The 23,477-nt window shown below is 65.8% G+C and carries 17 protein-coding genes; 5 read left to right on the top strand and 12 right to left on the bottom strand.

The genetic code is table 11. The features are described from left to right. Positions 1-85: 85 nt before the first annotated feature. A complete protein-coding gene (locus EDF57_RS08865; RefSeq protein ID WP_134093941.1) occupies positions 86-2,176 on the top strand; it encodes a protein-disulfide reductase DsbD domain-containing protein in 2,091 nt (696 codons plus the stop codon). A 21-nt stretch (positions 2,177-2,197) separates the two neighbouring features. Here the strand turns inward: EDF57_RS08865 and EDF57_RS25425 are convergent, their stop codons facing one another. The 11 genes from EDF57_RS25425 to EDF57_RS08815 form a co-directional block, all read right to left on the bottom strand. Continuing rightward, positions 2,198-2,353 carry a hypothetical protein gene (locus EDF57_RS25425; RefSeq protein ID WP_166675212.1) on the bottom strand — a complete coding sequence of 52 codons (156 nt, stop codon included), beginning with the start codon at positions 2,351-2,353 and terminating at the stop codon, positions 2,198-2,200. 129 nt (positions 2,354-2,482) lie between these two features. Continuing rightward, the gene (locus tag EDF57_RS08860) at positions 2,483-4,450 is read right to left on the bottom strand and encodes a discoidin domain-containing protein (protein ID WP_243840968.1); all 1,968 of its coding nucleotides are present in this window, start codon (positions 4,448-4,450) and stop codon (positions 2,483-2,485) included. A 288-nt stretch (positions 4,451-4,738) separates the two neighbouring features. Then, positions 4,739-7,567, bottom strand: a complete 2,829-nt coding sequence (locus EDF57_RS08855; RefSeq protein ID WP_134093939.1) for a TonB-dependent receptor — start codon at positions 7,565-7,567, stop codon at positions 4,739-4,741. A 193-nt stretch (positions 7,568-7,760) separates the two neighbouring features. Further along, a complete protein-coding gene (locus EDF57_RS08850; protein WP_134093938.1) occupies positions 7,761-9,191 on the bottom strand; it encodes a family 43 glycosylhydrolase in 1,431 nt (476 codons plus the stop codon). A 102-nt stretch (positions 9,192-9,293) separates the two neighbouring features. After that, positions 9,294-10,319 (bottom strand): arabinan endo-1,5-alpha-L-arabinosidase, encoded by a 1,026-nt coding sequence (locus EDF57_RS08845; RefSeq protein ID WP_243840967.1) that lies wholly within the window; start codon positions 10,317-10,319, stop codon positions 9,294-9,296. A gap of 20 nt (positions 10,320-10,339) precedes the next feature. Further along, complete coding sequence (locus tag EDF57_RS08840) at positions 10,340-10,972, bottom strand: 2-dehydro-3-deoxy-6-phosphogalactonate aldolase (protein WP_134093936.1); 633 nt, start codon at positions 10,970-10,972, stop codon at positions 10,340-10,342. Next, complete coding sequence (locus EDF57_RS08835) at positions 10,969-11,880, bottom strand: 2-dehydro-3-deoxygalactonokinase (RefSeq protein ID WP_134093935.1); 912 nt, start codon at positions 11,878-11,880, stop codon at positions 10,969-10,971. Before EDF57_RS08835 ends, EDF57_RS08840 begins: the two co-directional genes overlap by 4 nt. After that, on the bottom strand, positions 11,877-13,442 hold the full coding sequence (locus EDF57_RS08830; RefSeq protein ID WP_134093934.1) for an alpha-L-arabinofuranosidase C-terminal domain-containing protein: 1,566 nt from the start codon (positions 13,440-13,442) through the stop codon (positions 11,877-11,879). The genes EDF57_RS08835 and EDF57_RS08830 overlap by 4 nt, the downstream gene beginning before the upstream one ends. A gap of 23 nt (positions 13,443-13,465) precedes the next feature. Continuing rightward, the gene (locus EDF57_RS08825) at positions 13,466-14,392 is read right to left on the bottom strand and encodes a Gfo/Idh/MocA family oxidoreductase (RefSeq protein ID WP_134093933.1); all 927 of its coding nucleotides are present in this window, start codon (positions 14,390-14,392) and stop codon (positions 13,466-13,468) included. Positions 14,393-14,395: 3 nt separating this feature from the next. Then, on the bottom strand, positions 14,396-15,400 hold the full coding sequence (araD1, locus tag EDF57_RS08820; RefSeq protein ID WP_134093932.1) for an AraD1 family protein: 1,005 nt from the start codon (positions 15,398-15,400) through the stop codon (positions 14,396-14,398). A gap of 64 nt (positions 15,401-15,464) precedes the next feature. Next, the gene (locus EDF57_RS08815) at positions 15,465-16,994 is read right to left on the bottom strand and encodes an aldehyde dehydrogenase (NADP(+)) (RefSeq protein ID WP_134093931.1); all 1,530 of its coding nucleotides are present in this window, start codon (positions 16,992-16,994) and stop codon (positions 15,465-15,467) included. A gap of 130 nt (positions 16,995-17,124) precedes the next feature. Between EDF57_RS08815 and EDF57_RS08810 the strand changes: the two genes are divergently transcribed. Further along, a complete protein-coding gene (locus EDF57_RS08810; protein WP_208324825.1) occupies positions 17,125-17,865 on the top strand; it encodes a FadR/GntR family transcriptional regulator in 741 nt (246 codons plus the stop codon). Between the two features lie 115 nt (positions 17,866-17,980). Here the strand turns inward: EDF57_RS08810 and EDF57_RS08805 are convergent, their stop codons facing one another. After that, positions 17,981-19,297, bottom strand: a complete 1,317-nt coding sequence (locus EDF57_RS08805) for a sugar MFS transporter (protein WP_132268314.1) — start codon at positions 19,295-19,297, stop codon at positions 17,981-17,983. Positions 19,298-19,458: 161 nt separating this feature from the next. Between EDF57_RS08805 and EDF57_RS08800 the strand changes: the two genes are divergently transcribed. From EDF57_RS08800 to EDF57_RS08790, 3 genes are all read left to right on the top strand, one after another. Further along, positions 19,459-20,613 (top strand): aldose epimerase family protein, encoded by a 1,155-nt coding sequence (locus EDF57_RS08800; protein ID WP_132268312.1) that lies wholly within the window; start codon positions 19,459-19,461, stop codon positions 20,611-20,613. Between the two features lie 22 nt (positions 20,614-20,635). Continuing rightward, entirely contained in the window at positions 20,636-22,435 is a 1,800-nt protein-coding gene (locus EDF57_RS08795; protein WP_134093930.1) for an IlvD/Edd family dehydratase, read from the top strand. Positions 22,436-22,563: 128 nt separating this feature from the next. Continuing rightward, positions 22,564-23,418: an SMP-30/gluconolactonase/LRE family protein gene (locus EDF57_RS08790; RefSeq protein WP_134093929.1), complete on the top strand. Its 855-nt coding sequence runs from the start codon at positions 22,564-22,566 to the stop codon at positions 23,416-23,418. Positions 23,419-23,477 lie beyond the last annotated feature (59 nt).

Genomic DNA, 23,477 nt, shown 5'->3' with positions numbered 1-23,477 from the left:
TTGAAATGTCGGCACAATCGGCGCAGATGCAGCGATGTCTGGAATGCGCGAATGACGCAAGCGCCGCCCAACGCACGGGAGTTTCATGGAAAAGCGCCGCTATAGCCTGTTTGTGGCACTCATGTGTCAGATGCTGGCGCTCGTACTCATGCCGCTCGCCGCGCGGGCCGCTGCACCGCACATCGCCGCCGAACTGGTGGCGGGTCCTGCCGCCGCGCCCGGCGGCGAAACGACCATCGCCATTCACATGACGCCCGAGAAAGGTTGGCACGGCTACTGGTCCAACCCGGGCGATGCCGGGCTGGGCATGCAGCTCGACTGGACATTGCCGGACGGCGCCCGGACGGGCGCGCCGCGCTATCCGGTGCCGCAGACGCTGGTGGTCTCCGGCCTGATGAACCATGTCTATGAAAGCGACTATGCGGTCCTGGTGCCGTTCACGGTGCCGGCCGGGGCAGCGCCGGGAAGCCGGATTCCCGTGCATGTGCGCGCGCAGTGGCTGGCCTGCACCGAGCAGATCTGCGTGCCCGAACAGGCCGATCTCGCCGTGGAAGTGCCGGTTGCGACAGGGCCTTCCGCCCCGGCCGACCCGCGCTTCGCCGAATGGCAGCGCCGCCTTCCCGCGCCGCTCGATGCTGCCGGAACCTTCAGCCTCGATGACCGCGCGGTGCGCCTGGCCATTCCGCTGCCCGCCGCGACTCCGCTGGAAGGGCCGCATGTCTTCGTGGGCGAGGACAAGCTGATCGACTATGCCGGCGCGCAGCAATTCGCCTGGAAGGGCGACATGCTGATCGTCACCCTGCCCCGCGCCAAGCTCGATGCGCGCGGAACGGACCGGCTGACCGGGGTGCTGCGCCTCAATGCAGCCGGCGACGGCATCGCCTTCTCCGCCGCCCCGGGCACGGTTCCTGTCGGCGGCGTGCCGCTGGCCAGCGACGACGCAGCCCCTGAGCTGCCGTCCCTGCCGCTTCTGCTGCTGGCCGCGCTGGCGGGCGGACTGCTGCTGAACGTCATGCCCTGCGTCTTCCCGATTCTCAGCCTGAAGGCGCTCAGCCTCGCCCGTGCCGGAGAGAGCGAACAGCATGCCCGGATCGAAGGGCTTGCCTATGCCGCGGGCGTCATCCTCGCCTGCCTGGGTCTCGGCGCCGTGCTGCTGGCCTTGCGCGCCGGGGGCGAACAAGTCGGCTGGGCCTTCCAGTTGCAGGAGCCGCTGGTCGTCGTCGGCCTGCTGTTCCTCTCCGCCGTCATCACGGCCAATCTGCTGGGCCTGTTAGAGTTCACCGTGCCCGGCTTCGCTTCGGGCGGCCCGTCTTCCAGCGGTTCCTCCTCCAGCTCCGCGCGCCCCGGCCATTTCAGGGGCGCTTTCGCGACCGGACTTCTGGCAGCCTTCGTCGCGACGCCCTGCACCGGCCCCTTCATGGCCAGCGCCATGGGCGCAGCGCTGCTGCTGCCGGTGCTGCCCGCGATGACCCTGTTCGCCGCGCTCGGCCTCGGCATCGCCCTGCCCTTCCTGGCGGTCGCCTTCATTCCGGCGCTGCGCAGGCGCATGCCCAGGCCGGGCCGCTGGATGGTGACATTCCGCTACTGGATGGCGCTGCCCATGGGCCTTACCGCATTGGCGCTGGCCTGGCTGACATGGAAAGTCGGCGGAACCGGCTTCGCTCTGGCCGCACTGGCCGGGCTGCTCTTGGTCCTGGCCGCGCTCTTCGTCGCCGGCCGGGCGCAGCACCGCGGCAAGTCCGCGAGGGCCGCCGCCCTGATCGCCGCGGCCCTCGCGGTGCTGGCGCTCGTCGTGCTGCCGCGCCCTGCCCCGCCCGTGGCGACATCGGATTCGCTCCTCGCAGCCAGGCCCTTCAGCGAAAAGGCCCTTGCCGAAGCACGCGCCGCCGGCAAACCGGTGTTCGTGTGGATGACCGCCGACTGGTGCCTCACCTGCAAGGTCAACGAGCAGGTCGCCATCGAGCGTGAAGACACCCGCGCCGCATTCGAGAAAGCGGGCGTGGTGGTGCTGCGCGGCGACTGGACCCGGCGCGATCCGGAAATCACGCGCTACCTGACGGCGCAAGGCGCAGCCGGGGTTCCGCTTTACGTCTGGTATGCAGGCGGCGCCGGAAAGGCCGAGCAACTGCCGCAAGTGCTCACGCCCGAACTCCTGGCGGGCAAGGCCGGAGCCTGATTACCGGCACGGGAAAGGCCTTCAGCCGGTCTCGTGCTTGAACAGGCCCATGAACAGCACCGCGCAGGCAATGTGCGCGGCGGCGATCCCGGCCAGCCAGCCCGGCATCATCAGGGAAAAGTCGACGAAGCACGAAGCGGCGGCGACGAGCGAAGCGAAGGGATAGCCGTGAGACATGCCCCAAAGGGACGCTTCGACGGTTAATTCCGGCTTGCGCAGGGCAGTTTCTTCCGGGTTAACGAAAGAAATTTCCGGCGGGCTTTCCGGGACTTGCCGTCCTCGCCGGAAACCCCGCCAGAAACGAAATCAGCGCGCGAAAGCCTTGAGTTCCGCAAGCCGGATTGCTTTCCCGCCCGCCGGCGTCATGGCCACGCGAATCCGCTCCGCCGTCACGGGCGTCCAGCTCAGCCGCGTCACGCCGTTCGCCAGCGGCGCGGCAGCGGGCGCCGCCACGACCTGCCAGCGCCCGTCGCGCCACGCCTCGACCCGGACCTTGCGCGGCGCCGCGAACTTCCCGCCGTCCGCAAAGAACGCCAGTTCGGTGGCACCCAGCGTGACCGACTTGCCGAAGTCCACGGCATACCACTGCTCGCTCGCGCCGGCGGCGGAATCCCAGCCATTGGGTAGTTCGGGATAGAACCAGGCACGGCCGTCGATGCCGTCGTGGAGCTTCTCCGCCTCGGTTCCGGAAGACGCGCTGGCCTTGGGGAAGTTGCCCCGCACAAGCTGCACCGCCAGGTTCGTCTCACGCAGGACCGGCGCGTTGGCCTTGCGCGTAAGCGGCACCTCGATCCGGCCGAGGTCGCCGCGATGCGCGACTTCGGCGCCGTCCACGGCGATGGTCAGCCCCTTGCGGCCATAACGCCTGCCATCCGCGTCCCAGGTCACCGAGACCTCGTGCCCGTGATAGGGCACGCGCTCGATGTGGAACCAGCCCAGCGCCTGGGCGTCGTTCGCCGCCGGAAGGAGCGGATTCACTTCCAGCACGTCGTCCGCGCGCGGACGGATGCCGACCAGGCCGGTCATCACCAGATCGAGATAGCCGGAATGGAAGTAATGATGGCTGCGGTCCAGCCCGACGATCGGCTTGCCGGTCTCGGGGTGATAGTCCTCTTCGAGGTCGAGGCGCGCGCTCCGGCCCTCTCCCTGATAGTGCATCTGAGTATATTGGCGCAGCAGGCGCATGTAGTCGCTGCGCGTCACCGGGCCATGCTCGTCGTAGTGATCGAGCAGATTGGCCATGCCGGTCAGCACTTGCGTCGTCTGGTAGGGCCAGATCGGGCCGTTCCACTGGCACTCGGGCGCGGTGCCGAGATAGCGGTACTGCCGCATGTAGTATTCGTAATTCTGTTCGACGGTCCGCATCCCCGCCTTGCCCCCCAGGGACGCGGGATCGAGCAGATGCGCCCAGGCCTGGGAATACTTCGCATCGTCCGGCACCAGATCGAACATCCAGGGCAGATAGCCCACCAGCTCGCGATTGCGGATCTGGTCCCAGTACTTCACATGCTCGTTATCGACCTGATAGCGATCGACGAAGTGGCCCAGCTTCGGGCTCCACAAGTCTGCCAGCACGCGCGTGCGCAAGGCCTGGGCGCGGTCGGCATATTCCCTGGCCATGGCCGTGTCGCCCGCCATTTCCGCCATGCGCGACAAGGCGCGGGCATTGGCGAACATGTAACTGTTGACCGAGGGCCGGAAGGAATCGCCGCCCCGGAATCCGTCCTTGCCGCCCGAGGCGTCGATCGAGGAGACGGTGTACTCGGTGGCATCGAGCAGCGGCTCGACGAAATAGAGGCCCTTGGTGAAGTCGAACTTCTCGTCCCACAGGCGGTAGATGTGGCGCATCGTCTTGAGGTGGGCCAACACCGCCGCGCGGTCACCGTCGACGAGATAGCGGCCCCATACCGAGTCCGCCATGTGGTCGGTGAAGTGGCGGTCGTTGCCGCCCTCGTACATGAAATTGACGTAGTCGTCGGTGAACCGGCGGTCGTTCAGCCAGCGTCCCTCGGCGATGTGGAAACCGCTGGCATCGTTGAGGCTGGCATAAGGCTCGCGCTGCCAATCCACGTCGTCGGCGAATTCGGTGGTGACGTAGCCCTGCGCGCCCAGGTCGCGCTGGTGCGCCCGGAACAGGCCCCAGCGATAGTAATAGACAGCGTCGATCTTGGGATCGGCGCTTTCGAAGAAGGGGATGCGCTGCTCGTACCAGGCGGCATCGTTGCCGAAGCGGGTCTTGGCGATGGCGGCGGCGTCGAGCTTCGGGGAAGCCACCGGAGCCACGGAAGCGCCGAGACCGGAATTACCGGCTGCAGCAGCAGAAGCCTGGGAAGATGCGGCGGGCGGCGGGCTGGCCCCGCACGCAAGAAATGCCGCGGTGGCGAGGATCGTCCGGAAGTTTCCGCGCATCGTTACCCCTTCATGGTCTGGCGAGCGTCAGCAGGTGCCGAAAATGATAAGGCGGCCGTCCTCCGGGCCTGGTTGGGAGAGGAGCCCGGAGGAACGGCCGCCCATGGCGGACCGCGACGCGGAATGGCGTGCGCCGCGGCCTGCCTTGTCAGGTTAGAACTTGAAGCGAACGCCGGCTGCGAACGTACGGTCGATCAGCAGCGTGCTCGAGTTCATCGTCGTCGGACCGCCGGCATCTTCGAACTTGTAATAGTTCTGCTGCTTCGCCTTGGTGATGTTCACCGCGTCGAAGGTCAGGCCGATGTCCTTGGTGATGTTGTAGGTGAGCTGGAAGTCCAGGCTCTTCTCAGGCTTGCGCCAGAACCCGATCGGGTTGGCGAAGGCACGCGCCTCGTTGCTCTGGAGGAAGCCCTTGCGCCACACGTACGACAGACGTGCACCGATCGGACCGCGCTCGTATGCCAGCGTTGCGTTATACGAGAACTTCGAAACCGCGAAGAATGCCGACTTGGTCAAGACAGTGTTGCCCGCTGCGTCGGTTTCGGGGATCGTCTGTTCCGAGTCCAGGATGGTCGCGCTGCCCTGGAAGCCCAAACCGTCGAGGATGCTGGGCAGGTACGTCGGGAAATAGGTCAGCCCGATTTCCACGCCCTTCAGCACGCCGTCGGAAGCATTCGTCGGTCGGGTGACCTGGAAGTAATCCGTGGCGGTGCTGCCAACGATCGTATTGTTCGGAATGTATTCAAGCGTGGTGAGCGGAACGACGAGGCCCTGGATTTCGCGGCGGAAACCGGTCACGTAGATTGCGCTGTTGCGTTCGAAGTACCATTCCAGCGCAAGGTCGTAGTTCTTCGAGGTCGTGGCCCGGAGAGCCGCGTTGCCGGCCGAACCCGTGCCGAAGCCCAGGCCCGACAGGTCACCCGTGAGGCTGACGTTCGGATTGAGATCACCGAATGCCGGACGACGCAGGGTTTCACCGTAGTTGAAGCGCAGACGCAGGGTAGGCGTGATCTCGTAGCGGGCAGTGAAGCTCGGCAGGAACTTCGTCTGTCCGGTCGAAACGCCGGTACGCGCAAAGCCATTGTAGCGATCGAAGTAATTATAGTCGGTATCGACCGTAACCAGACGGACACCGCCTTCGACCAGCAGCGGGCGACCGAAGATCTCCACCTCGCCGTCCGCCAGCAGGTAGGCTGACAGCGTGACTTCGTTGATGTCGAAGACGCGACCGAAGGTCATCTGGTCGGACAGCAGCAGGTTCGGGTTCACCGCCTGGTACATCGAGCGAATGGCATCGGCGTTCTTGTAGAGCGCAGCGCCATTGCCCAGCACCCAGCTGGTGGGAACATCGGCGCGGCCGTCGAAGAATCCGCTGTTCGTGAAGATGTAATCGTCGCCCAGCGAAGCCAGCGTACCGCCCAGGGCGCCGGCGCTCTGTTCGCGCACGAAAGTGCTGGCCTTGCGGTTATCGTAACGGAAGCCCGCCTTGACGCGCCGCAGGAAGCCCTCATCCCAGTCGTAGTGACCGTCGAGCAGGAAGGTCCAGGAGTTGCCGGTGCTCTTGTTGCCGTTGTCGAAGAGATCCCCAACGGTCCAAGCGTTAGGATCGGTCAGAACTTCCGGCGTACCGAAGCTGTAGGACGGGATACCGCCGCCGGCGTTGAAGTCCACGTCGAGATCCAGAGGACCGCGATTGGTGCGCATGGCAAAGAACGAGGTTTCGTTCTTGCTGTCCTGGTAGGTCAGGTCAGCCGTGATCTTGCCGCGATCGCCGACATCCCAATCGGCATTCAACGAATAGACGTAGCTGTCGGTCTTGTTGGTGGCGTAGTCAGCGCTGTTGAAGCCCGCGACGCTGCCAACCCGACGCGACTTGACGATGTTGGTGCCATCGTAAAGTTCGAAGGTCGAACCCGGATTGTCGCCAAGGTCACCCCACCAGTCAGCATAGCTGAACATCAGCGAGTTGGAAGTGTTACCCCGGAATCCGGAGTAATAGAATTCCGCAGTATAGACCGAGCGATCGTTGGGCGCCCACTGCAGTGCCGCGTTGATCGACGGACGCTCGCGCTTGCCGTAAAGATCGGAGCTGATGACAGCGTCACGCGACAGATAGTAGGGAACGTCGACGCCATCGATGTTCAGCGTCGAACCCGGCGTGGTGGGCAGGCCGGCGTTGAGACCCGGCGTCCAGTAGGGGTTTGCCGGATCAGTATTCGGGAAAATCCGCTGAAGCGGCGTAAGGAACGTGCCCGAAGGCGGATTCTCGGTCGCGAACGGCACCAGCGCACCGGCCTGCACGTTCATGTTGCGATACTTGGAGCGCGTATAGCTGCCGTTGATAAGGAAGCCGATTTCGCCGATGCCGGTTTCCCAGCGATCGCTGACGAGCAGAGCCACGTTCGGATTGAACTCGTCCGCCAGCTCGCTGTAGATGCCGCGCGCAAGGCCGGAGACGGTGAAGCCGTCGAAATCGAACGGACGACGCGTTGCCACGTCGATCTGGCCGGCAAGGCCGAACTCCAGCTGATCTGCCGAGCGGGTCTTGTAGACGTCGATCTTCTTGACGAGGTTGGCGGAGACGTCCTGAAGCGCAAACGAAGTGCCCGCGGCAGTGAAGATGTTGCGGCCGTTCCAGGTGGTAACCGGATCGGACAGACCACGAATGGTGATCGTGGCGGTTTCGCCGCCGGCACGGTCGGTGACCTGAATGCCGGTGACGCGCTGGAGCGCTTCGACCACGTTGTTGTCGGGCAGCTTGCCGACGTCTTCAGCCACGATCGAGTCAACGATCTGGATGTTGTCCTTGCGGCTGTTGATGGCGCCGACGATCGATGCGCGGACGCCGGTGACGATGATGTCTTCGGCGGTGGCATCGGAATTGTCAGCCGACTGCGGCGCGACATCCTGGGCCTGGGCGACGGTGGCGAGGCTCAGAGCGAAAACGGATGCTGTGCAGAAAGCGAATGGCTTCAAGGCCATGGATCAACCCTCCCATTGGGGCTGGCCCATACCATGCCCCTTCAATTACTCGGACTAATTATTAGTCTGACTAATGCGTTGCAAGCGGAAATGCGGGAGGGCCGTCAAAAAGCTCGGAGAGGTGTGGCAGAATGGTCGCAGACCCGCCCGGAACCTGCTGTTTCCGGGCGGGATTGTGTGTTTTCTTGTCTGATTAACCGGCAATCCAGCTCGTTGCCGGGTCTTTCTTGTCGGTCAGCTTCACGGTGTCGCCGGCGAAGGCGAGCGCCTTTGACGAATCGGACTTGGACACGAAGCGAACGGTGCCCTTCGCTTCGCCCGCCTCGCGCAGGAACAGGTCCGCGCTGCCGAGCGGGGCCAGGGTAACGGTGCCGTCCTGGCCGGCCTTGAAGCCGTGGTCGCGCAGGAGGATCGGCGAGAGCTGGACGGCGCCGTCGGCACCGGCAATCTCGCGGAACTGGGTCTGCGGCAGCGGCGCATTGGCGGCGAGGGCCAGTTTGGTGCCGTCATGGCTGAGCATCACGTCGCGGCGCACCGCAGGCGTGAAGCGTTCGGGCAGAGCGCCGTTGCCGACCGGCACGCCGAAGTCCGGCGCGCCCTTGGCATCGTAGTAGATGCGCTGGACGCGGGTGTGGCGATCGGGGTTGAGCAGCGGGTCGCCCTCGATCTTCTCGTAGTCGCGGCCGTGGTAGACGAGGATGTCGTTGCCGTGCTCGTCCACCGTGAAGCTGTTGTGGCCGGGGCCGTAGACCGAGGTTTCCACGTTGGTCGCAAAGACCGGCTTCTGCGACTTGGTCCAGGCCTTGGGGTCCATGAGGTTCGCGTTCTCGTCGATCGTCAGCATGCCGAGGCAATAGACGGCGCCGGTGCCGCTGGCCGAGTAGGTCATGAACAGGCGGCCGTTCTTGACGAGCACTGCCGGGGCCTCTGCCACCTTGTAGGCGCGGGTTTCCCAGTCGAGCGTCGGCACGGTGAGGCGCACGGGCTCGGCCGAGAGGGTCAGCGCGTCCTTCATCGGCGCGAGGTAGAGGTTCGAATTGGTGTCGATGCCCTCTTCGCGCTGGGCCCATGCGAAGTAGCGCTGGCCCTTGTGCACGAAGCTGGTGGAATCGAGGTTGAAGCTGTCCCACGGCATCTTGAATTCGCCCAGGACCGACCACTTGCCGGTCATCGGGTCGGACCCGTCGCAGACGATGGCGTAAGTGCGGATGCGGAACACGTCCTCGCCGCCGCCGCTCGGGCCCGCAGCGAAGTACATGACCCACTTGCCGTCGACGAGGTGCAATTCGGGCGCCCAGAGGAAGCCGGACATCGGGCCGGTCTTTTCATGGCGCCAGAGCACGCGTTCCTCGGCCGTGGCGAGGCCGGCCAGCGTCTTCGAGCGGCGCAGGATCAGGCGGTCGTACTCGGGGACCGAGCCGGTGAGGTAGTAGTTGCCGTCCTCATGCCGGAAGACCTGCGAATCCGCGCGGTTCTTCACCAGCGGATTGATCGGGCCCTTGAGCGGGTCGGTGACGGCGGCCTTGTCATCGCCGCCGAGGGCGCTGTCGCCAGCCTTGGAACAGGCGATGGGCAGAAGGGCGGCGCTGGCCGCGAAGGTGCGGCGCGAAAGGGAAAAGTTCATGTCATCCTCTCCGAGATTCTTGATTCGTGGCGCTGGTCACTCTGTCCGGCGATAGGAAAAAAGGGCACCCCGGTCGGGGGACCGGGGTGCCGTCAGGTGGGTTCAGTATTGGGCGACGGGCCACCCGTCCGCATCCCAGCGGAGCGGCGCGATGCGCAAGGTGGGAGCCCCGTTCGCCTGCTTGTCGTAGGCGTGGTATACGACGTAAGTGGTGCCGTCCTTGTCCGTGAAGGCGCCGGCATGGCCGGGGCCGCGGAAACGCTGCTGTTCTTCCAGGTCGGCGCGCAGGAAAATGGTGCCGCGGCCTTCCATCATCGAACTGCCGTCCTTGCCGAGGTAAGGCCCGGTGATCTTCTTCGAGCGGCCGACCACGGTGTAATAGGTGCTGTTCACGCCCTTGCAGCAGTAATCGTAGCTGGCGAGCAGGTAGTAGAAGCCACCGTGCGGGATGATGAACGGCGCTTCCACCGGCGCCGGGCCGCCGGCAGGGGCAAGCCGGCGCGCGATCGAATAAGGCTCGGTGCCGGGAGCGACCTTGCCGGTCTTCGGATCGAGCGGGAAGAGCTTCAGCCCGGTCCAGAAGCTGCCGAGCGAGAGCCACTGACGGCCCTGCGCATCCTCGACGAAGTTGGGGTCGATGGCGTTGAAGTCGTCCTCATGCGTGGACATGACGACGAGGCCCTGGTCCTTCCAGCCGTAGCCCTTGGCCTTGGGATCGAGCGTCTTGCTCGTGGCGAGGCCGATGGCGGAACGGTTGGAACCGAAGGTCGAAACCGAATAGTAGAGCCGGTATTCGCCGTTCACATAGGAGATGTCCGGCGCCCAGATGCCTTCGGTGCCGGGGATCGCCTGCTTCGCCCAGGCCGGGATCTCGGCGAAGACCGAACCGGCGTCTTTCCAGGTCTTGAGATCCTTCGAGGTCTTGATGCCGACGTAACGGCCCACGGTGCTGAAGACGTAGTAAGTATCGCCTTCCCGGATGATGACCGGATCGTGCACCGTGAGGTCGCCGGTAAGCTGGGAATTGAGCGTGCCCGCTCCCTTCTCGCCGACCTGCACTTGCGCATCGGCCGCACCGGAGGCGGCCAGCACGGCAAGACTGGCGGCAGCGAGGAATTTCCTGAACACGTTAACTCTCCAAATCTGTCTTATGCTGCGCAGGCGTTCCATGCGGCGACGATCTCGGCGGCCTTGGCCCCGACGGTCGCGGCATCGAAGCCGGGCTTGTAGAGGCTGCCGCCCACGCCGATGCCGAACACGCCGGCCGCGCGGTATTCCGCGACATTGGCAGCGCCCACGCCGCCCACGGCCCATACGCGGCTGGTCTTGGGCAGGACTTCGCGGATCGCCTTGATGTAGCTGCTGCCCAGCACCGAGCCGGGGAACAGCTTGAGATCGCTGGCGCCGGCCGCGACGGCGGCGAAAGCCTCGGTCGGGGTCAGGAAGCCGGGGAGCACGTCCATGCCGAGTTCGATCGCGCGCTTGATGACGGCGGGATCGACATTGGGCGAAACCATGAAAGTGCCGCCGACGCCCGCGAGCGTCTCGGCCAGATCGGTGCCGATCACGGTGCCGCCGCCGATCGCAGCGCGGTCTCCCAGAGCCTCGGCCATGGCGCCGATCGAACCGGCCGGGTCGGGCGAGTTGAACGGCACTTCGATGATGCGCACGCCGGCTTCGACCAACGCGTGGCCGATTTCGACCGCTTCGTGGGTCTGGATGCCGCGCAGGATCGCGACGACCGGGGCAGCGCCTTCTGCCAGAACCTGTTCGATCTTCATGCTCTCAATTCCTTTGCGATACGCAGGCCGGCGAGAACCGCCGCGTCGCCGTCGATGCGGCGGGCGGTGCAGCCGATCCCTTCCAGCGCACGGTCATAGAGCGCCGATAGCGCCGGGTCGCCTATCAAGATCACCGAAGTGCCCGGCTGCACACGCGCTGCAACTTCGCCGCCGATTAGCAGGCCGGAAATGTACCCGCGCGACCAGTCTTTCGAGCGGCCGTCGAGCATCCGCGCGCCGCGTGCTTCGAACAGCGCGCCGGTCAGCGGCTCTCCGCAGCGTTCCAGACCGCGCGCGAAGCCTTCGTCGACAGTGCCCTCGCCGGGGGTATCCGGCCCGGTCAGGGTCGACTTGCCCGCCAGCAGGGCGAACAGCTCCCCGGTGGGGTGCGTGCGGAAGCCGGTGATCGTGCCGTCCTTGACCGTGACCCATTTGCAGTGGGTGCCCGGCAGCGCGATCAGGTGCTCGCCCTCGCCCAGTTCCGGGTGAAGCGCGAGGGCGCCGAAGACTTGCGCTTCCTCGCCCCGCATGACTTCCGGCGCGCCGTCCGCATGGCAGCTCAGCCCGGGCAGCACCGAAACCGGAACGCCTGCCACTTCAAGCTCCGTGCGCGAGGACAGCCACTTGGCGGCGTCCGCCGGGCAGGCCGCATAGCCTGCCGCGACGAGCGCGCCGGGTGCCCCGGCCATGCCGCAAAGCACGACTTCGGCCAGCACGGCACCAGACTGCACGACACCGGACTGCTCATTGGCAGCCTTCCAGAGTTCCAGCCTCTCGGCCAGCGCCTCTTGCGCATTGCCTTCGAGCGCGCCCGGCCCATCGAGCCGGGCAACTACGTCCTCGCCGTCAAGGCGGAACAGCCGCAGGCGGGTCGTACCCCAATCGCCGAGGACGTAGTTCACGCTCATTGCAGTTCGAGCACCACGACCGACTTGGCCGGCAGGGTGACGACAAGGTTGCCGCCCTGCACGGTCGCGCCGGAGAAGGCCTCGGGCTTGACGGCATTCGGAGTGTCGAAGGTGTTGTGCGAATTGATCGCCGGTGCCGTCAGGATACGGCCGGTGACTGCCGAAGCGCTCACACCGTCGAGCTTGATCGTCACCGTGTTCGACTGGTTCGGATCGAGGTTCGACAGGCCGACATGGATCTTGCCGTCCTTCGCCTTCACGGCCGAACCGCTGACGGCCGGCATCGAGAACTCGTCCTTGTGATACCAGGGCGACTTGATCTGGATCGGCAGCACGGTGGCGTCCTGCCACGGCTTGTACATCTCGAAGACGTGGTAGGTGGGCGTGAGCACCATCTTGTTGCCGTCAGTGAAGATCATCGCCTGGAGCACGTTCACCATCTGGGCAATGGCGGTCATGCGCACACGGTCGGCGTGCTTGGCGAAGATATCCAGGTGGACGGAGGCGATCAGCGCGTCGCGCAGGGTGTTCTGCTGGCGCAGGAAGCCCGGATGCGTGCCCGGATCCTGGGCGTACCACGAACCCCATTCGTCCACGGCCAGGAAGACCCGCTTTTCGGGGTCGTACTTGTCCATGATCGCCGAGTGCTTGGTGATCAGCTCGTCCATGTGGCGCGCGCCGTTCAGCGCATCGGCCCAGCCATGCTCGTCGAAGTCGACGGCAGGCGCACGCGGCGGCCAGCCACCGGCCGGGTGGACGTAGTAGTGCAGCGAAACGCCGTCGAGCTGCGGGGCCGCGACGCGCATCATCGTCTCGGTCCAGTTATAGTCGTCGACATTGGCGCCGGCGGCGACCTTGAGGATCTTGGTGCCGGCGGGGGCCTTCACGAACGTGGCATAGCGACGGGTCTCATCGGCCGCGAATTCGGGCCGCATGTTGCCGCCGCAGCCCCACAACTCATTGCCGACGCCGAAGTAGGCGACCTTCCAGGGCTCCTTGTGGCCGTTCCTGGCGCGTTCGTCCGCCAGCGAACCTGCGGGAGAGGTCATGTATTCGACCCACTCGGCCATTTCGCGCGGGGTGCCGTCACCGACGTTGCCGGCGATGTAGGCCTCGGCGCCGACCTGGCGGATCAGCTCGAAGAACTCGTGCGTGCCCACGGTGTTGGGTTCGGTCACGCCGCCCCAATGGGTGTTGATCTTGACCGGGCGCTTGTTCTGCGGGCCGATGCCTTCACGCCAGTTGTACTCGTCGGCGAAGCAGCCGCCGGGCCAGCGGATCACCGGGACCGAAAGGTCCTTGAGCGCGCTGACGACGTCGTTGCGGAAGCCGTTGGTGTTGGGAATCTTGCTGTTCTTGCCGACCCAAAGGCCGCCGTAGATCCCGTTGCCGAGGTGCTCGGCGAACTGGGTGAAGACTTCCTTGTGATAGACCGGGCCGGGCTTGGCGGCGTCGATCGTCGCGGTGGTGGCCTGTCCGTCGGTATCGGCGTGAGCCGTGCCTGCGAGCGCGGTGGCGCTCAGCAGGGCGGCAGCAGTGGTAAGGCGAAGCGCCTTCAGCATTGTCAGTCCCCTCCCTGGGAAATTCAGTCGTGGAATTCTTCGACCATATCGCGCTTGCCGCGCAGGAAAGCGTCGGCGACGAGGCGCAGCGGCGCGATGTCCACATCGCTGCGACCGCCGCGGATCAGGTTCGCGAAGCGCGAATAGAGACCCGGATATTCGAGGTCTTCATTGTGCTCGGTGCCGCTGGGCAGCGTGAGCACGGCACCGCCGTGCGAGAGCTTCAGCGTTCCCGCATCGGTCTCGACGATGATGTCCCAGGACTGCGGGCCGGTCTGGCGCCAGTCCAGGTCCATGTGGATCTCGGCCCCGGCCGTGTCGCGGAACTCGATGTCGGCGGCGATCGGCGCGGCGCGGTTGGCGGGCAGGCTGAGCGTCGCTTCCTTCAGGAAGAACGGACGCGGCAGGATGTGCGTGGCGATCGAAAGGGCATTGATGCCCGGATCGAACACGCCGAGGCCGCCCGGCTCCCAGATCCAGGCCTGGCCCGGATGCCAGACGCGCACATCCTCGCGCCAGATGATCTTTGCGCTCAGAATCTTGCGCTCGGCCAGCCAGGCCCGAGCCGGGGCGACGCCCGCGGCGTAGCGGGAGTGCCACGATGCGAAGAGCGTCACGCCCACCTTGTCGGCGCGGCTTTCCAGCGCGGCGACTTCGGCCAGGGTCGCGCCCGGCGGCTTTTCGAGGAAGACGTGCATGCCCTTGGCCAGCGCCTGCGCGGCCAGGTCGTAGCGGACCTGAGGCGGAGTGCAGAGCGCCACGGCGTCGATCGCCGGGCCGTTCTCGATCAGGTCGTCGAGGCTGGAGAAGTGCGGGATGCCTTCAGGACCGCGATGGTGCGGGCTGACGGTGGCGCCGAGGCTGAAGTTCGGGTTGCCCTCGATCGCGGGGATGTGCTGGTCCCGCGCGATCTTGCCCACGCCGACGATGGCGATGCGGATCGGATCCATGGCTCAGAGCGCCTTCACGGTCGTGGTCGCTTCGGCCGAAGCGGCGGCGCGGGCGAGCGGGTTCGAAACCGGCAGGGTGAAGGGCGCGGCGTCGATCTCGAACACATCGCCTTCCTGCGTGGTCACGCCGTCCGCGAACGACAGGGTGGCGGTGCCGAAGAAGTGGACGTGCACGTCGCCGGCGCGGCGGAACAAGTCGTACTTGAAGTGGTGGTGCTCAAGGTTCGCAAACGTGTGCGACATGTTGCCTTCGCCCGAGAGGAAGGGCTTTTCCCAGATCGTTTCGCCACCGCGCACGATCTTGCTGGTGCCTTCGATCTTCTCCGGCGGGGTGCCGAGCAGCAGTTCCGGGCCGAGGGCGGCCTGGCGCAGCTTCGAGTGGGCGAGCCACAGGTAGTTGTGACGCTCGGTGATGTGGTCCGAGAACTCGTTGGCGAGCGCGAGGCCGAGGCGGTAGACGTTACCGTCTTCACCGACCAGGTAGATGCCGGCCAGTTCGGGCTCTTCGCCGCCGTCCTTGGCGAAAGCAGGCATGGTCAGCGCTTCGCCGGGGCCGACGAGCAGCTGGCCGTCGCCCTTGTAGAACCATTCCGGCTGCTGGCCTTCGGTGCCGGCGGCGGGCTTGCCGCCTTCGAGGCCTTCCAGGAACATGCGCATGGAATCGGTGACGTGCTCACCCGAGGCGGCAGCCTGGTGCATCTTGTTGCGGCCTTCGGCCGAACCGAGGTGCGTCAGGCCCGTGCCGGTCATCAGCAGGTGGGCAGTATCGTCGTGGTCGATCGGGGCAAGCAGGTTGCCCGCCGCGAATTCGGCCTTGATGTCGACCGCTTCGCCCTGTCCGGCAGCCTTGGCGGCCTCGGCCAGCGTCACGCCTTCGGCGATGGCGCGCGACGCGAGTTCGCGCGTGGTGGTGACGCCCTGAAGGAAGTGGGCGGCATCGCCCTCGGCCAGGATGACGGAGCGCACGCCGTCGGGCGCGCGATGCTGGAGCAGGCGAAGGTAGGTCATGGAGGTCTCTCCCAGGTCCGCAGCGCGCCTTCTTGAGGGGGCGCGCTGCGGGGATTGAGTGGGGTTAGTTGAGGGTAAGCGTGCCGTCGATCAGGCGGGGCGCGCCGTCACCGAAGGCTGCGTCGCGCAGTTCGGCCGGAAGCACGTCCTGAGCGAGGTTCTGGTAGCTGACCGGACGCAGGAAGCGGTCGATCGCCATGCTGCCGACCGACGTGGTGCGCGGGTCGGAGGTCGAGGGGAACGGGCCGCCGTGCACCATCGCGTGGCACACTTCAACGCCGGTGGGCCAGCCGTTGGCGAGGATGCGGCCGACCTTGCGCTCCAGCACGGGCAGCAGGCGCGAAGCTGCGGCTTCGTCGGCGGCGTCCATGTGCAGGGTGGCGGTCAGCTGGCCTTCCAGGCCTTCGAGCAGGCTGGCGAGTTCGGCTTCGTCCTTGCAGCGCACGACGATCGACGCGGCGCCGAACACTTCGTGGCCGATCGCCTTGTCGGCGAGGAACTGCTCGGCCGTGGTCTGGAACAGGATCGCACCGCCGGTGGTCTTGCTGCCTTCTTCGCCCTTGGCGATGGTCTCGACGCCGGCATTGCCTTCAAGCGCTTCGACGCCCTTGGCATAAGCGGCGGCGATGCCGGTGGTCAGCATGGTCTGCGGCTTGGCTTCCGACACACCGCCGGTGGCGGCGGCGACGAAAGCGTCCAGGCCTTCACCGTCCACGGCCAGGATCAGGCCGGGGTTGGTGCAGAACTGGCCGGCGCCCATCGTCAGCGAACCGACGAAAGCGGTGCCGAGAGCGGCGCCGCGGGCCTTGAGCGCTTCGGGAAGCAGCAGGACCGGGTTGATGCTCGACATTTCGGCATAGACCGGGATCGGCACTTCGCGGGCCTGGGCCAGCTTGGCGAGGGCGAGACCGCCACCGCGCGAACCGGTGAAGCCGACCGCCATGATGCGCGGATCCTGCACGAGCGCGGCGCCGAGTTCGTTCGACGGACCGACCAGGTGCTGGAACACGCCTTCAGGAAGACCGGCGTCCTTGACGGCCTTGGTGATCGCGGCGGCAATCAGCCCGCCGGTGATCGGGTGGGCCGGGTGGCCCTTGACCACGACCGGGCAACCGGCGGCCAGCGCCGAGGCGGTGTCACCACCGGCGGTCGAGAAGGCGAGCGGGAAGTTCGAGGCGCCGAACACGGCGACCGGGCCGACCGGGATCATGCGCAGGCGCAGGTCGGGGCGGGGCAGAGGAGCGCGGTCCGGCAGGGCCGGATCGATGCGCAGCTGCTGCCACTGGCCCTTGCGGACGACATCGGCGAACATGCGCAGCTGGCCCATGGTACGGCCACGCTCACCTTCGCCGCGGCCGCGCGGCAGGCCGCTCTCGGCAACATAGGCGTCGATCAGCGAATCGCCGATGGCCAGGATCTCGTCTGCGATTCGCTCAAGGAACGCAGCGCGGGTTTCACGGTCGGTGGCACGGTAGGTATCGAATGCGGCAGCCGCTGCGGCGCAGGCGGCGGTGACATCGGCAAGGCCGTTCACGGCCAGCGGTTCGCCCTGGGGCTCGCCGGTTTCGGCCACGATGGAACGGAATTCGGTCATTTGGGATCTCCCTATTTACTCCGACATATTCCCAGCGCATCAGAAACGCAATGTTTGTCGTTCCTTCGCGTGAGAAGGACTGTTAGGTTCCATCGGAGAGGTGCCAATAACAGTGTCAGAAGCCAATTTCGTGAACGATGAAGAAAGTGGAAGGCCGGCCGACGAAGCCCGTGGTCCGGGCCGCCGCCTGCACGGCGCTATCGCCCATAAACTGGGAACGGCCATCTTGTCCGGCAAATATGCACCGGGAGACATACTTTCTGGTGAAGTCGCCTTTGCCGAGGAACTCCAAGTCTCGCGCAGCGCCTATCGGGAAGCCATCCAGGTCCTGAGTGCGAAGGGTCTGGTCGCCAGCCGGCCCAAGGCGGGAACGCGGGTCCTTCCTCGCGATCGCTGGAACCTGCTCGATCCCGAAGTGCTGGGCTGGGCCTTTGCCGGAGAGCCGGACATCGAATTCGTGCGCAGCCTGTTCGAACTGCGCGCCATCGTCGAGCCAGCCGCCGCGCGCTTGGCCGCGCAGCGCCGGGAGAAGCACGATCTCAAGGCGATGAAGGACGCGCTGACGGCGATGCGTCGGCATACGCTCACCACCGAGGCCGGCCGCGCGGCGGACCGCGATTTCCACAATGCGATTCTCCAGGCGACGCGCAATGACGCCTTGCTGGTGCTCAGCGCCTCGATCGGCGCGGCAGTGAACTGGACCACCCAGTTCAAGCAGCGCGCCCGCGCCCTGCCCCGCAACCCGATCCCCGACCATGTCCGCGTCTACGACGCCATTGCCGCCGGCGATGCCGCCGCGGCAGCCGAGGCGATGAACGTGCTGGTAGACCTGGCGCTGGAGGATACCCGCAGCGCGATGGAGAAAAAATAGGGCAACCGTCGCCCCGGACTTGATCCGGGACGACGGCTTTACTTACCGCTCCAAAAAGAAAAAGGCCCCGGCGAGCGATCGCCGGGGCCTTTTTCGTTGATGCTGGATCGTCCGGTTACTCGGCGGGTTCCGGCACGAGGTCCGGCTCCGCGTTGGTCACCTTGCTGCCCCACAAGGCGTAGAACAGCACGTAGAGTTCGCAAACAGCCGTCAGGATGAAGGAGTTCTGGAGGCCGAAGTTGTCGGCCAGCCAGCCCTGCACGATCACCAGCGCGCCGCCGGCGATCGCCATGACCAGCAGGCCCGAGCCTTCTTCGGTCAGCGGGCCGAGGCCCTTGATGCCGAGCGTGAAGATGGTCGGGAACATGATCGAGTGGAACAGGCCGACGAGGATCAGCGACCACATGGCGACGGGGCCATGCGCGAAGATCGTCACGACCATCACCGCGAAGGCGCCGACCGAGAAGAACGCCAGGACCTTGCCCGCATCGAAGCGCTGCATGATCGCGGAACCGGCGAAGCGGCCGACCATCATGCCGCCCCAGAGGAAGGTCAGGTACTTGCCTGCCTGCTCATGCGTCAGGTTGGCGATGTCCGGCTGGCTGACGAAGTTCACGAAGAGGTTCGCCACGCCGATCTCGGCGATCAGGTAGATGAAGATCGCGGGAATGCCGAACACGAGGTTGCGGTGGTTCCACAAGGACAAGTGCTTGCGCTGGTCCTTGGCAAGGCGCGAGTTCGCCGAACCCATCGAGGGCAGCGGGAACTTGGCGATCACCACGGCCAGGATCACCAGCACCACTGCGACGAGCGCGTAAGGCAGGATCACCGAGTGCGCGTCCGCCAGGCGTTCGGCATCGGTCAGCACGGTACCGGCGGCGGAGGTGCCGCTCTTGGAACGGCCGAGGATCAGGTAGGCGCCGAAGAGCGGGGCCAGCATGGTACCGGCCGAGTTGAGCGCCTGCACCAGGTTGAGGCGCGAGGACGCGGTCTCGGGCTTGCCGACGACAGCGACATAGGGGTTGGCCGCAACCTGCAGCAGGGTGATGCCGCTGGCGATGACGAAGAGCATGACCAGCGTCACGCCGTAGGACGGGATGCTGGCCGCCAGCATCATGCCCAGCGCGCCCGCCGCCATGATCAGCAGGCCGACGACGAGCGACTTCTGGTAGCCGACGCGCTCGATCAGCTTGGCCGAGGGGATCGAAGCCACGAAATAGGCGATGAACCACACCGATTCGATCAGTGTCGTCTGGGTGTAGCTAAGATCGAACACACTGCGCAGATGCGGCAGCAGCGTGTTGTTGATGACGGTGATGAAGCCCCACATGAAAAACAGGCTGGCAAGCAGCGTCAGCGCAGGGCCGTAGCGGACGCCCGCTGGCTGCGCGTGAAGCACTGGGGCATCTCCAGATGAAACCACTGGGGGCATGACTATCCTCTCTTTACCAGAGAACCGCGCCGTGCCCTGCGGCAAACCGGCTTGCGCTCTTTCTATTTGTCGGACTATATGCGCGACACGGCGTCGTCAATGGGCCGCGTCGGAAACCAATATGCAGAATCGACTTACACTAAGAAATGGGAGCTAGGGCAATGAGGAAACTGCGCAAGGCGTTTGTAGCGATGGCGGTATCCGCCTCATCCTTTGCCCTTTCGGCCAATCCGGCGCTGGCCGCCGATGCCTCGCAGGCTCCGGCCGGTGCGCTGGCGGACGGCACGCAAGTCTCGGCCGTGACGCTGAAGGCCGCCAATGGCGTCTCCGCCACGATCCTGACGTACGGCGCCACGCTGTGGAAGATGATGGCCCCCGACCGGGACGGCAAGCTGGCCGACATCCTGCTCGGCTATGACGACGTTGCCAGCTACGAGAAGCGCCCGAACTACTGGGGCGCCACCATCGGCCGCTACGGCAACCGCATCGCGGACGGCAAGTTCACGCTCGACGGCAAGAGCTACCAGCTCCCCCAGAACGACCACGGCCAGTCGCTGCACGGCGGCGGCAAGGGCTTCGACGTCCAGAACTGGAAGGTCGAATCGGTCAAGTCCGGCGCCGTGGCGACGGCGGTGTTCTCGCTCGTCAGCCCCGACGGCGATTCGGGCTACCCCGGCACGGTGAAGACCAAGGTCACTTACTCGCTGGACGAGAAGGGCAACCTGCAGATCGTGTTCGAAGCGACGACCGACAAGCCGACCGTGCTCAACATGACCAACCACGCCATCTTCAACATGGCCGGTGAAGGCAGCCCGCGCGACGCCATGCAGGAAGTGCTGACGATCCCGGCCGGTCACTACACCCCGGTCAACGACAAGCTGATCCCCACCGGCGAACTGCGCGACGTTTCCGGCACCGTGTTCGACTTCCGCAAGGGCCGCCTGGTCGGTGAAGGCATTCGCGACGGCAAGGACGAGCAGATCGTCATGGGCCGCGGCTACGACCACAACTTCGCGCTCGACAAGGGCGTGACCAAGACCCCCGAACTGGCCGCGCGCCTGGAAGACCCGGCCTCGGGCCGCGTGCTGGAACTGCTGACGACCGAACCCGGCGTGCAGTTCTATGCGGGCAACTTCCTCGACGGTACGTTCATCGGCAAGAACGGCCACCTCTACCGCATGGGCGACGGCATCGCACTGGAACCGCAGAAGTTCCCGGACTCGCCGAACCACGCGAACTTCCCGTCCACCCGCGTCGATCCCGGCAAGCCCTACAAGCATGTCATGATCTACCGCGTTTCCACTTCTTCGCGCTGACCTCGAAAAGAAACGATCGCCCATGACCGACAACAAGACTGCACCGAAGCTGCGCTCGCGCGCCTGGTTCGACAATCCCGACAACATCGACATGACCTCGCTCTACCTGGAGCGCTACCTGAACTTCGGCATCAGCCTTGAAGAGCTTCGCTCGGGCAAGCCGATCATCGGTATCGCCCAGACCGGCAGCGACCTGTCGCCCTGCAACCGCCACCACATCGTGCTGGCCGAGCGCATTCGCGAAGGCATTCGCGAAGCCGGCGGCATCGCGCTGGAATTCCCGGTCCACCCGATCCAGGAAACCGGCAAGCGCCCGACCGCCGGTCTCGACCGCAACCTGGCCTATCTCGGCCTGGTCGAAGCGATCTACGGCTACCCGCTCGACGGCGTGGTGCTGACCACTGGCTGCGACAAGACCACCCCGGCGCTGCTCATGGCCGCCGCCACCGTGAACATCCCGGCGATCGCGCTTTCGGTCGGCCCGATGCTCAATGGCTGGCACAAGGGCGAGCGCACCGGTTCTGGCACGATCGTGTGGAAGGGCCGCGAGATGATGGCTGCCGGCGAACTTGACGCCGACGGCTTCATCAAGCTGGTCGCCTCGTCGGCACCGTCCACCGGCTACTGCAACACCATGGGCACGGCGACGACGATGAACTCGCTCGCCGAAGCCCTGGGCATGATGCTGCCCGGCTCGGCCGCGATCCCCGCGCCTTACCGCGACCGCCAGGAATGCGCATGGCGCACCGGCAAGCGCATCGTCGACATGGTGCACGAGGACCTCAAGCCCTCCGACATCATGACGCTGGACGCCTTCCATAACGCCATCGCCGTCAACGCCGCCATCGGCGGTTCGACCAACGCCCCAATCCACCTCGCCGCGATCGCCCGCCACATCGGCGTCGATCTGCCGCTGAAGGACTGGGAGCGCATCGGCCACAAGATCCCGCTGCTGGTGAACCTCCAGCCCGCAGGCGAATACCTGGGCGAAGACTACTACCGTGCAGGCGGCGTCCCTGCCGTGGTCGCACAGCTCATCAAGCAGGGCCTCATTCACGAGGGCGCCATGACGGTGAACGGCCAGACCATGGGCGACAACTGCCGCGACGCCACGATCGAGGACGAGAAGGTCATCAAGCCCTTCGACCAGCCGCTGGTCGAGGAAGCCGGCTTCCTGGTCCTGTCGGGCAACCTGTTCGACGCCGCGATCATGAAGACCAGCGTGATCTCCAAGGAATTCCGCGACCGCTATCTCTCGAACCCCGACGACCTCGACGCCTTCGAAGGCCAGGCCGTGGTGTTCGACGGTCCGGAAGACTACCATCACCGCATCGACGATCCGGCCACCGGCATCACCCCCCAGACCCTGCTGTTCATGCGCGGCGCCGGCCCGATCGGCTACCCGGGCGCGGCCGAAGTGGTGAACATGCGTCCGCCTTCGTACCTCATCACCGAAGGCGTGCACTCGCTGCCCTGCATCGGTGACGGCCGCCAGTCGGGCACCTCGGGCAGCCCTTCGATCCTCAACGCTTCGCCTGAAGCCGCAGCCATGGGCGGCCTCGCCCTGCTGGAATCGGGTGACCGCGTGCGCATGGACCTCAAGAAGGGCCGCGTGGACGTGCTGATCTCCGACGAGGAACTGGCCGCGCGCCGTGCCGCTCTGGAAGCCAAGGGCGGATACCCCTACCCGGCCTCGCAGACCCCGTGGCAGGAAATCCAGCGCTCGGTCGTCGGCCAGATGGACACCGGCGCGATCCTCGAAGGCGCCGAGAAGTACCAGCGCATCGCCCAGACCATGGGCCTGCCCAGGGACAACCACTAAGGGCGACAATCACTAAGATCGACATCCTGTCCGATCTAGCCGTCGGATGACCTTTCGGCCCTCGTCCCTGCCTGTCCCCACAAGGGAAAGGACGGGGCGGGGGCCGATTTACTGTTAGGGAGAGTTTCATGACGCTTTGGCGCAAGATCGATCGCGACGTGCGCGATACCCTCGGCGAAGGCGCGCTCTGGTGCGCGCGCGACAATGCCTTCTACTGGGTCGACATCCTCGCCCCTGCCCTCAACCGTCTCAGCCTGGACGATAACACCGTGACCCGCTGGGACATGCCTGCCCGTCTCGGCTGGGTCGCCCCGCGCGCCGAAGGCGGCCTGATCGGCGGCTTCCAGGACGGCGTTGCCAATATCACGCTCGACCCGCTGACCATCTCGGAGCGCAACGACCCCGAACCGCACCTGCCCGGCAACCGCATGAACGACGGCAAGGCCGACCGCCACGGCGCAATCTGGTGCGGCACGATGGACATGGCCGAGGAGAACGTCTCCGGTTCGCTCTACCGCCTCTCGCCCGCGGGCGAATGGCAGGTGATCGACAGCGACTACACTGTGCCCAACGGTCCGGCCTTCTCGCCCTGCGGCCAGTGGCTCTACCACGCGGACTCGGCGCTGCGCGTGATCTACCGCTTCGCCCTGGATGAAACCGGCGCTCACTCGCGCGAGGAATTCATCCGCTTTTCCGAGGAAGACGGCTATCCCGACGGCATGACCACTGACGCCGAGGGCTATCTCTGGACCGCCCATTGGGACGGCGGCAAGATCAGCCGCTTCGCCCCCGACGGCACCCGCGAGCGCTCAATCAAACTGCCCGCAAAGCGCATCACCAACATCGCCTTCGCGGGCGAGAAGCTGGACCGCATGTTCGTGACTTCGGCATCCAAGGGCCTGCCGGAATCCGAATTCGACGGGGCGCTGTTCGAGGTGGAATCCGGCGTTACCGGCAACCCGACCGGCGTCTACCTCGGATAACCGACGGGGGCGGATTGCCCCCATACGTTCGTCATTGCGAGCGCAGCGAAGCAATCCAG

The organism is Novosphingobium sp. PhB55, assembly GCF_004368805.1.
GTDB lineage: Bacteria > Pseudomonadota > Alphaproteobacteria > Sphingomonadales > Sphingomonadaceae > Novosphingobium.
Note: the sequence above shows the minus strand (reverse complement) of the source record. Positions and strands in the feature narration are given on the sequence as shown.

Excerpts from the sequence above, each read along its gene's own strand:
- EDF57_RS08865 (WP_134093941.1), top strand. The coding sequence starts at position 86 with ATGGAAAAGCGCCGCTATAGCCTGTTTGTGGCACTCATGTGTCAGATG.
- EDF57_RS25425 (WP_166675212.1), bottom strand. The coding sequence starts at position 2,353 with ATGTCTCACGGCTATCCCTTCGCTTCGCTCGTCGCCGCCGCTTCGTGC.
- EDF57_RS08855 (WP_134093939.1), bottom strand. The coding sequence starts at position 7,567 with ATGGCCTTGAAGCCATTCGCTTTCTGCACAGCATCCGTTTTCGCTCTG.
- EDF57_RS08850 (WP_134093938.1), bottom strand. The coding sequence starts at position 9,191 with ATGAACTTTTCCCTTTCGCGCCGCACCTTCGCGGCCAGCGCCGCCCTT.
- EDF57_RS08840 (WP_134093936.1), bottom strand. The coding sequence starts at position 10,972 with ATGAAGATCGAACAGGTTCTGGCAGAAGGCGCTGCCCCGGTCGTCGCG.
- EDF57_RS08835 (WP_134093935.1), bottom strand. The coding sequence starts at position 11,880 with ATGAGCGTGAACTACGTCCTCGGCGATTGGGGTACGACCCGCCTGCGG.
- EDF57_RS08830 (WP_134093934.1), bottom strand. The coding sequence starts at position 13,442 with ATGCTGAAGGCGCTTCGCCTTACCACTGCTGCCGCCCTGCTGAGCGCC.
- EDF57_RS08825 (WP_134093933.1), bottom strand. The coding sequence starts at position 14,392 with ATGGATCCGATCCGCATCGCCATCGTCGGCGTGGGCAAGATCGCGCGG.
- araD1 (WP_134093932.1), bottom strand. The coding sequence starts at position 15,400 with ATGACCTACCTTCGCCTGCTCCAGCATCGCGCGCCCGACGGCGTGCGC.
- EDF57_RS08815 (WP_134093931.1), bottom strand. The coding sequence starts at position 16,994 with ATGACCGAATTCCGTTCCATCGTGGCCGAAACCGGCGAGCCCCAGGGC.
- EDF57_RS08805 (WP_132268314.1), bottom strand. The coding sequence starts at position 19,297 with ATGCCCCCAGTGGTTTCATCTGGAGATGCCCCAGTGCTTCACGCGCAG.
- EDF57_RS08800 (WP_132268312.1), top strand. The coding sequence starts at position 19,459 with ATGAGGAAACTGCGCAAGGCGTTTGTAGCGATGGCGGTATCCGCCTCA.
- EDF57_RS08795 (WP_134093930.1), top strand. The coding sequence starts at position 20,636 with ATGACCGACAACAAGACTGCACCGAAGCTGCGCTCGCGCGCCTGGTTC.
- EDF57_RS08790 (WP_134093929.1), top strand. The coding sequence starts at position 22,564 with ATGACGCTTTGGCGCAAGATCGATCGCGACGTGCGCGATACCCTCGGC.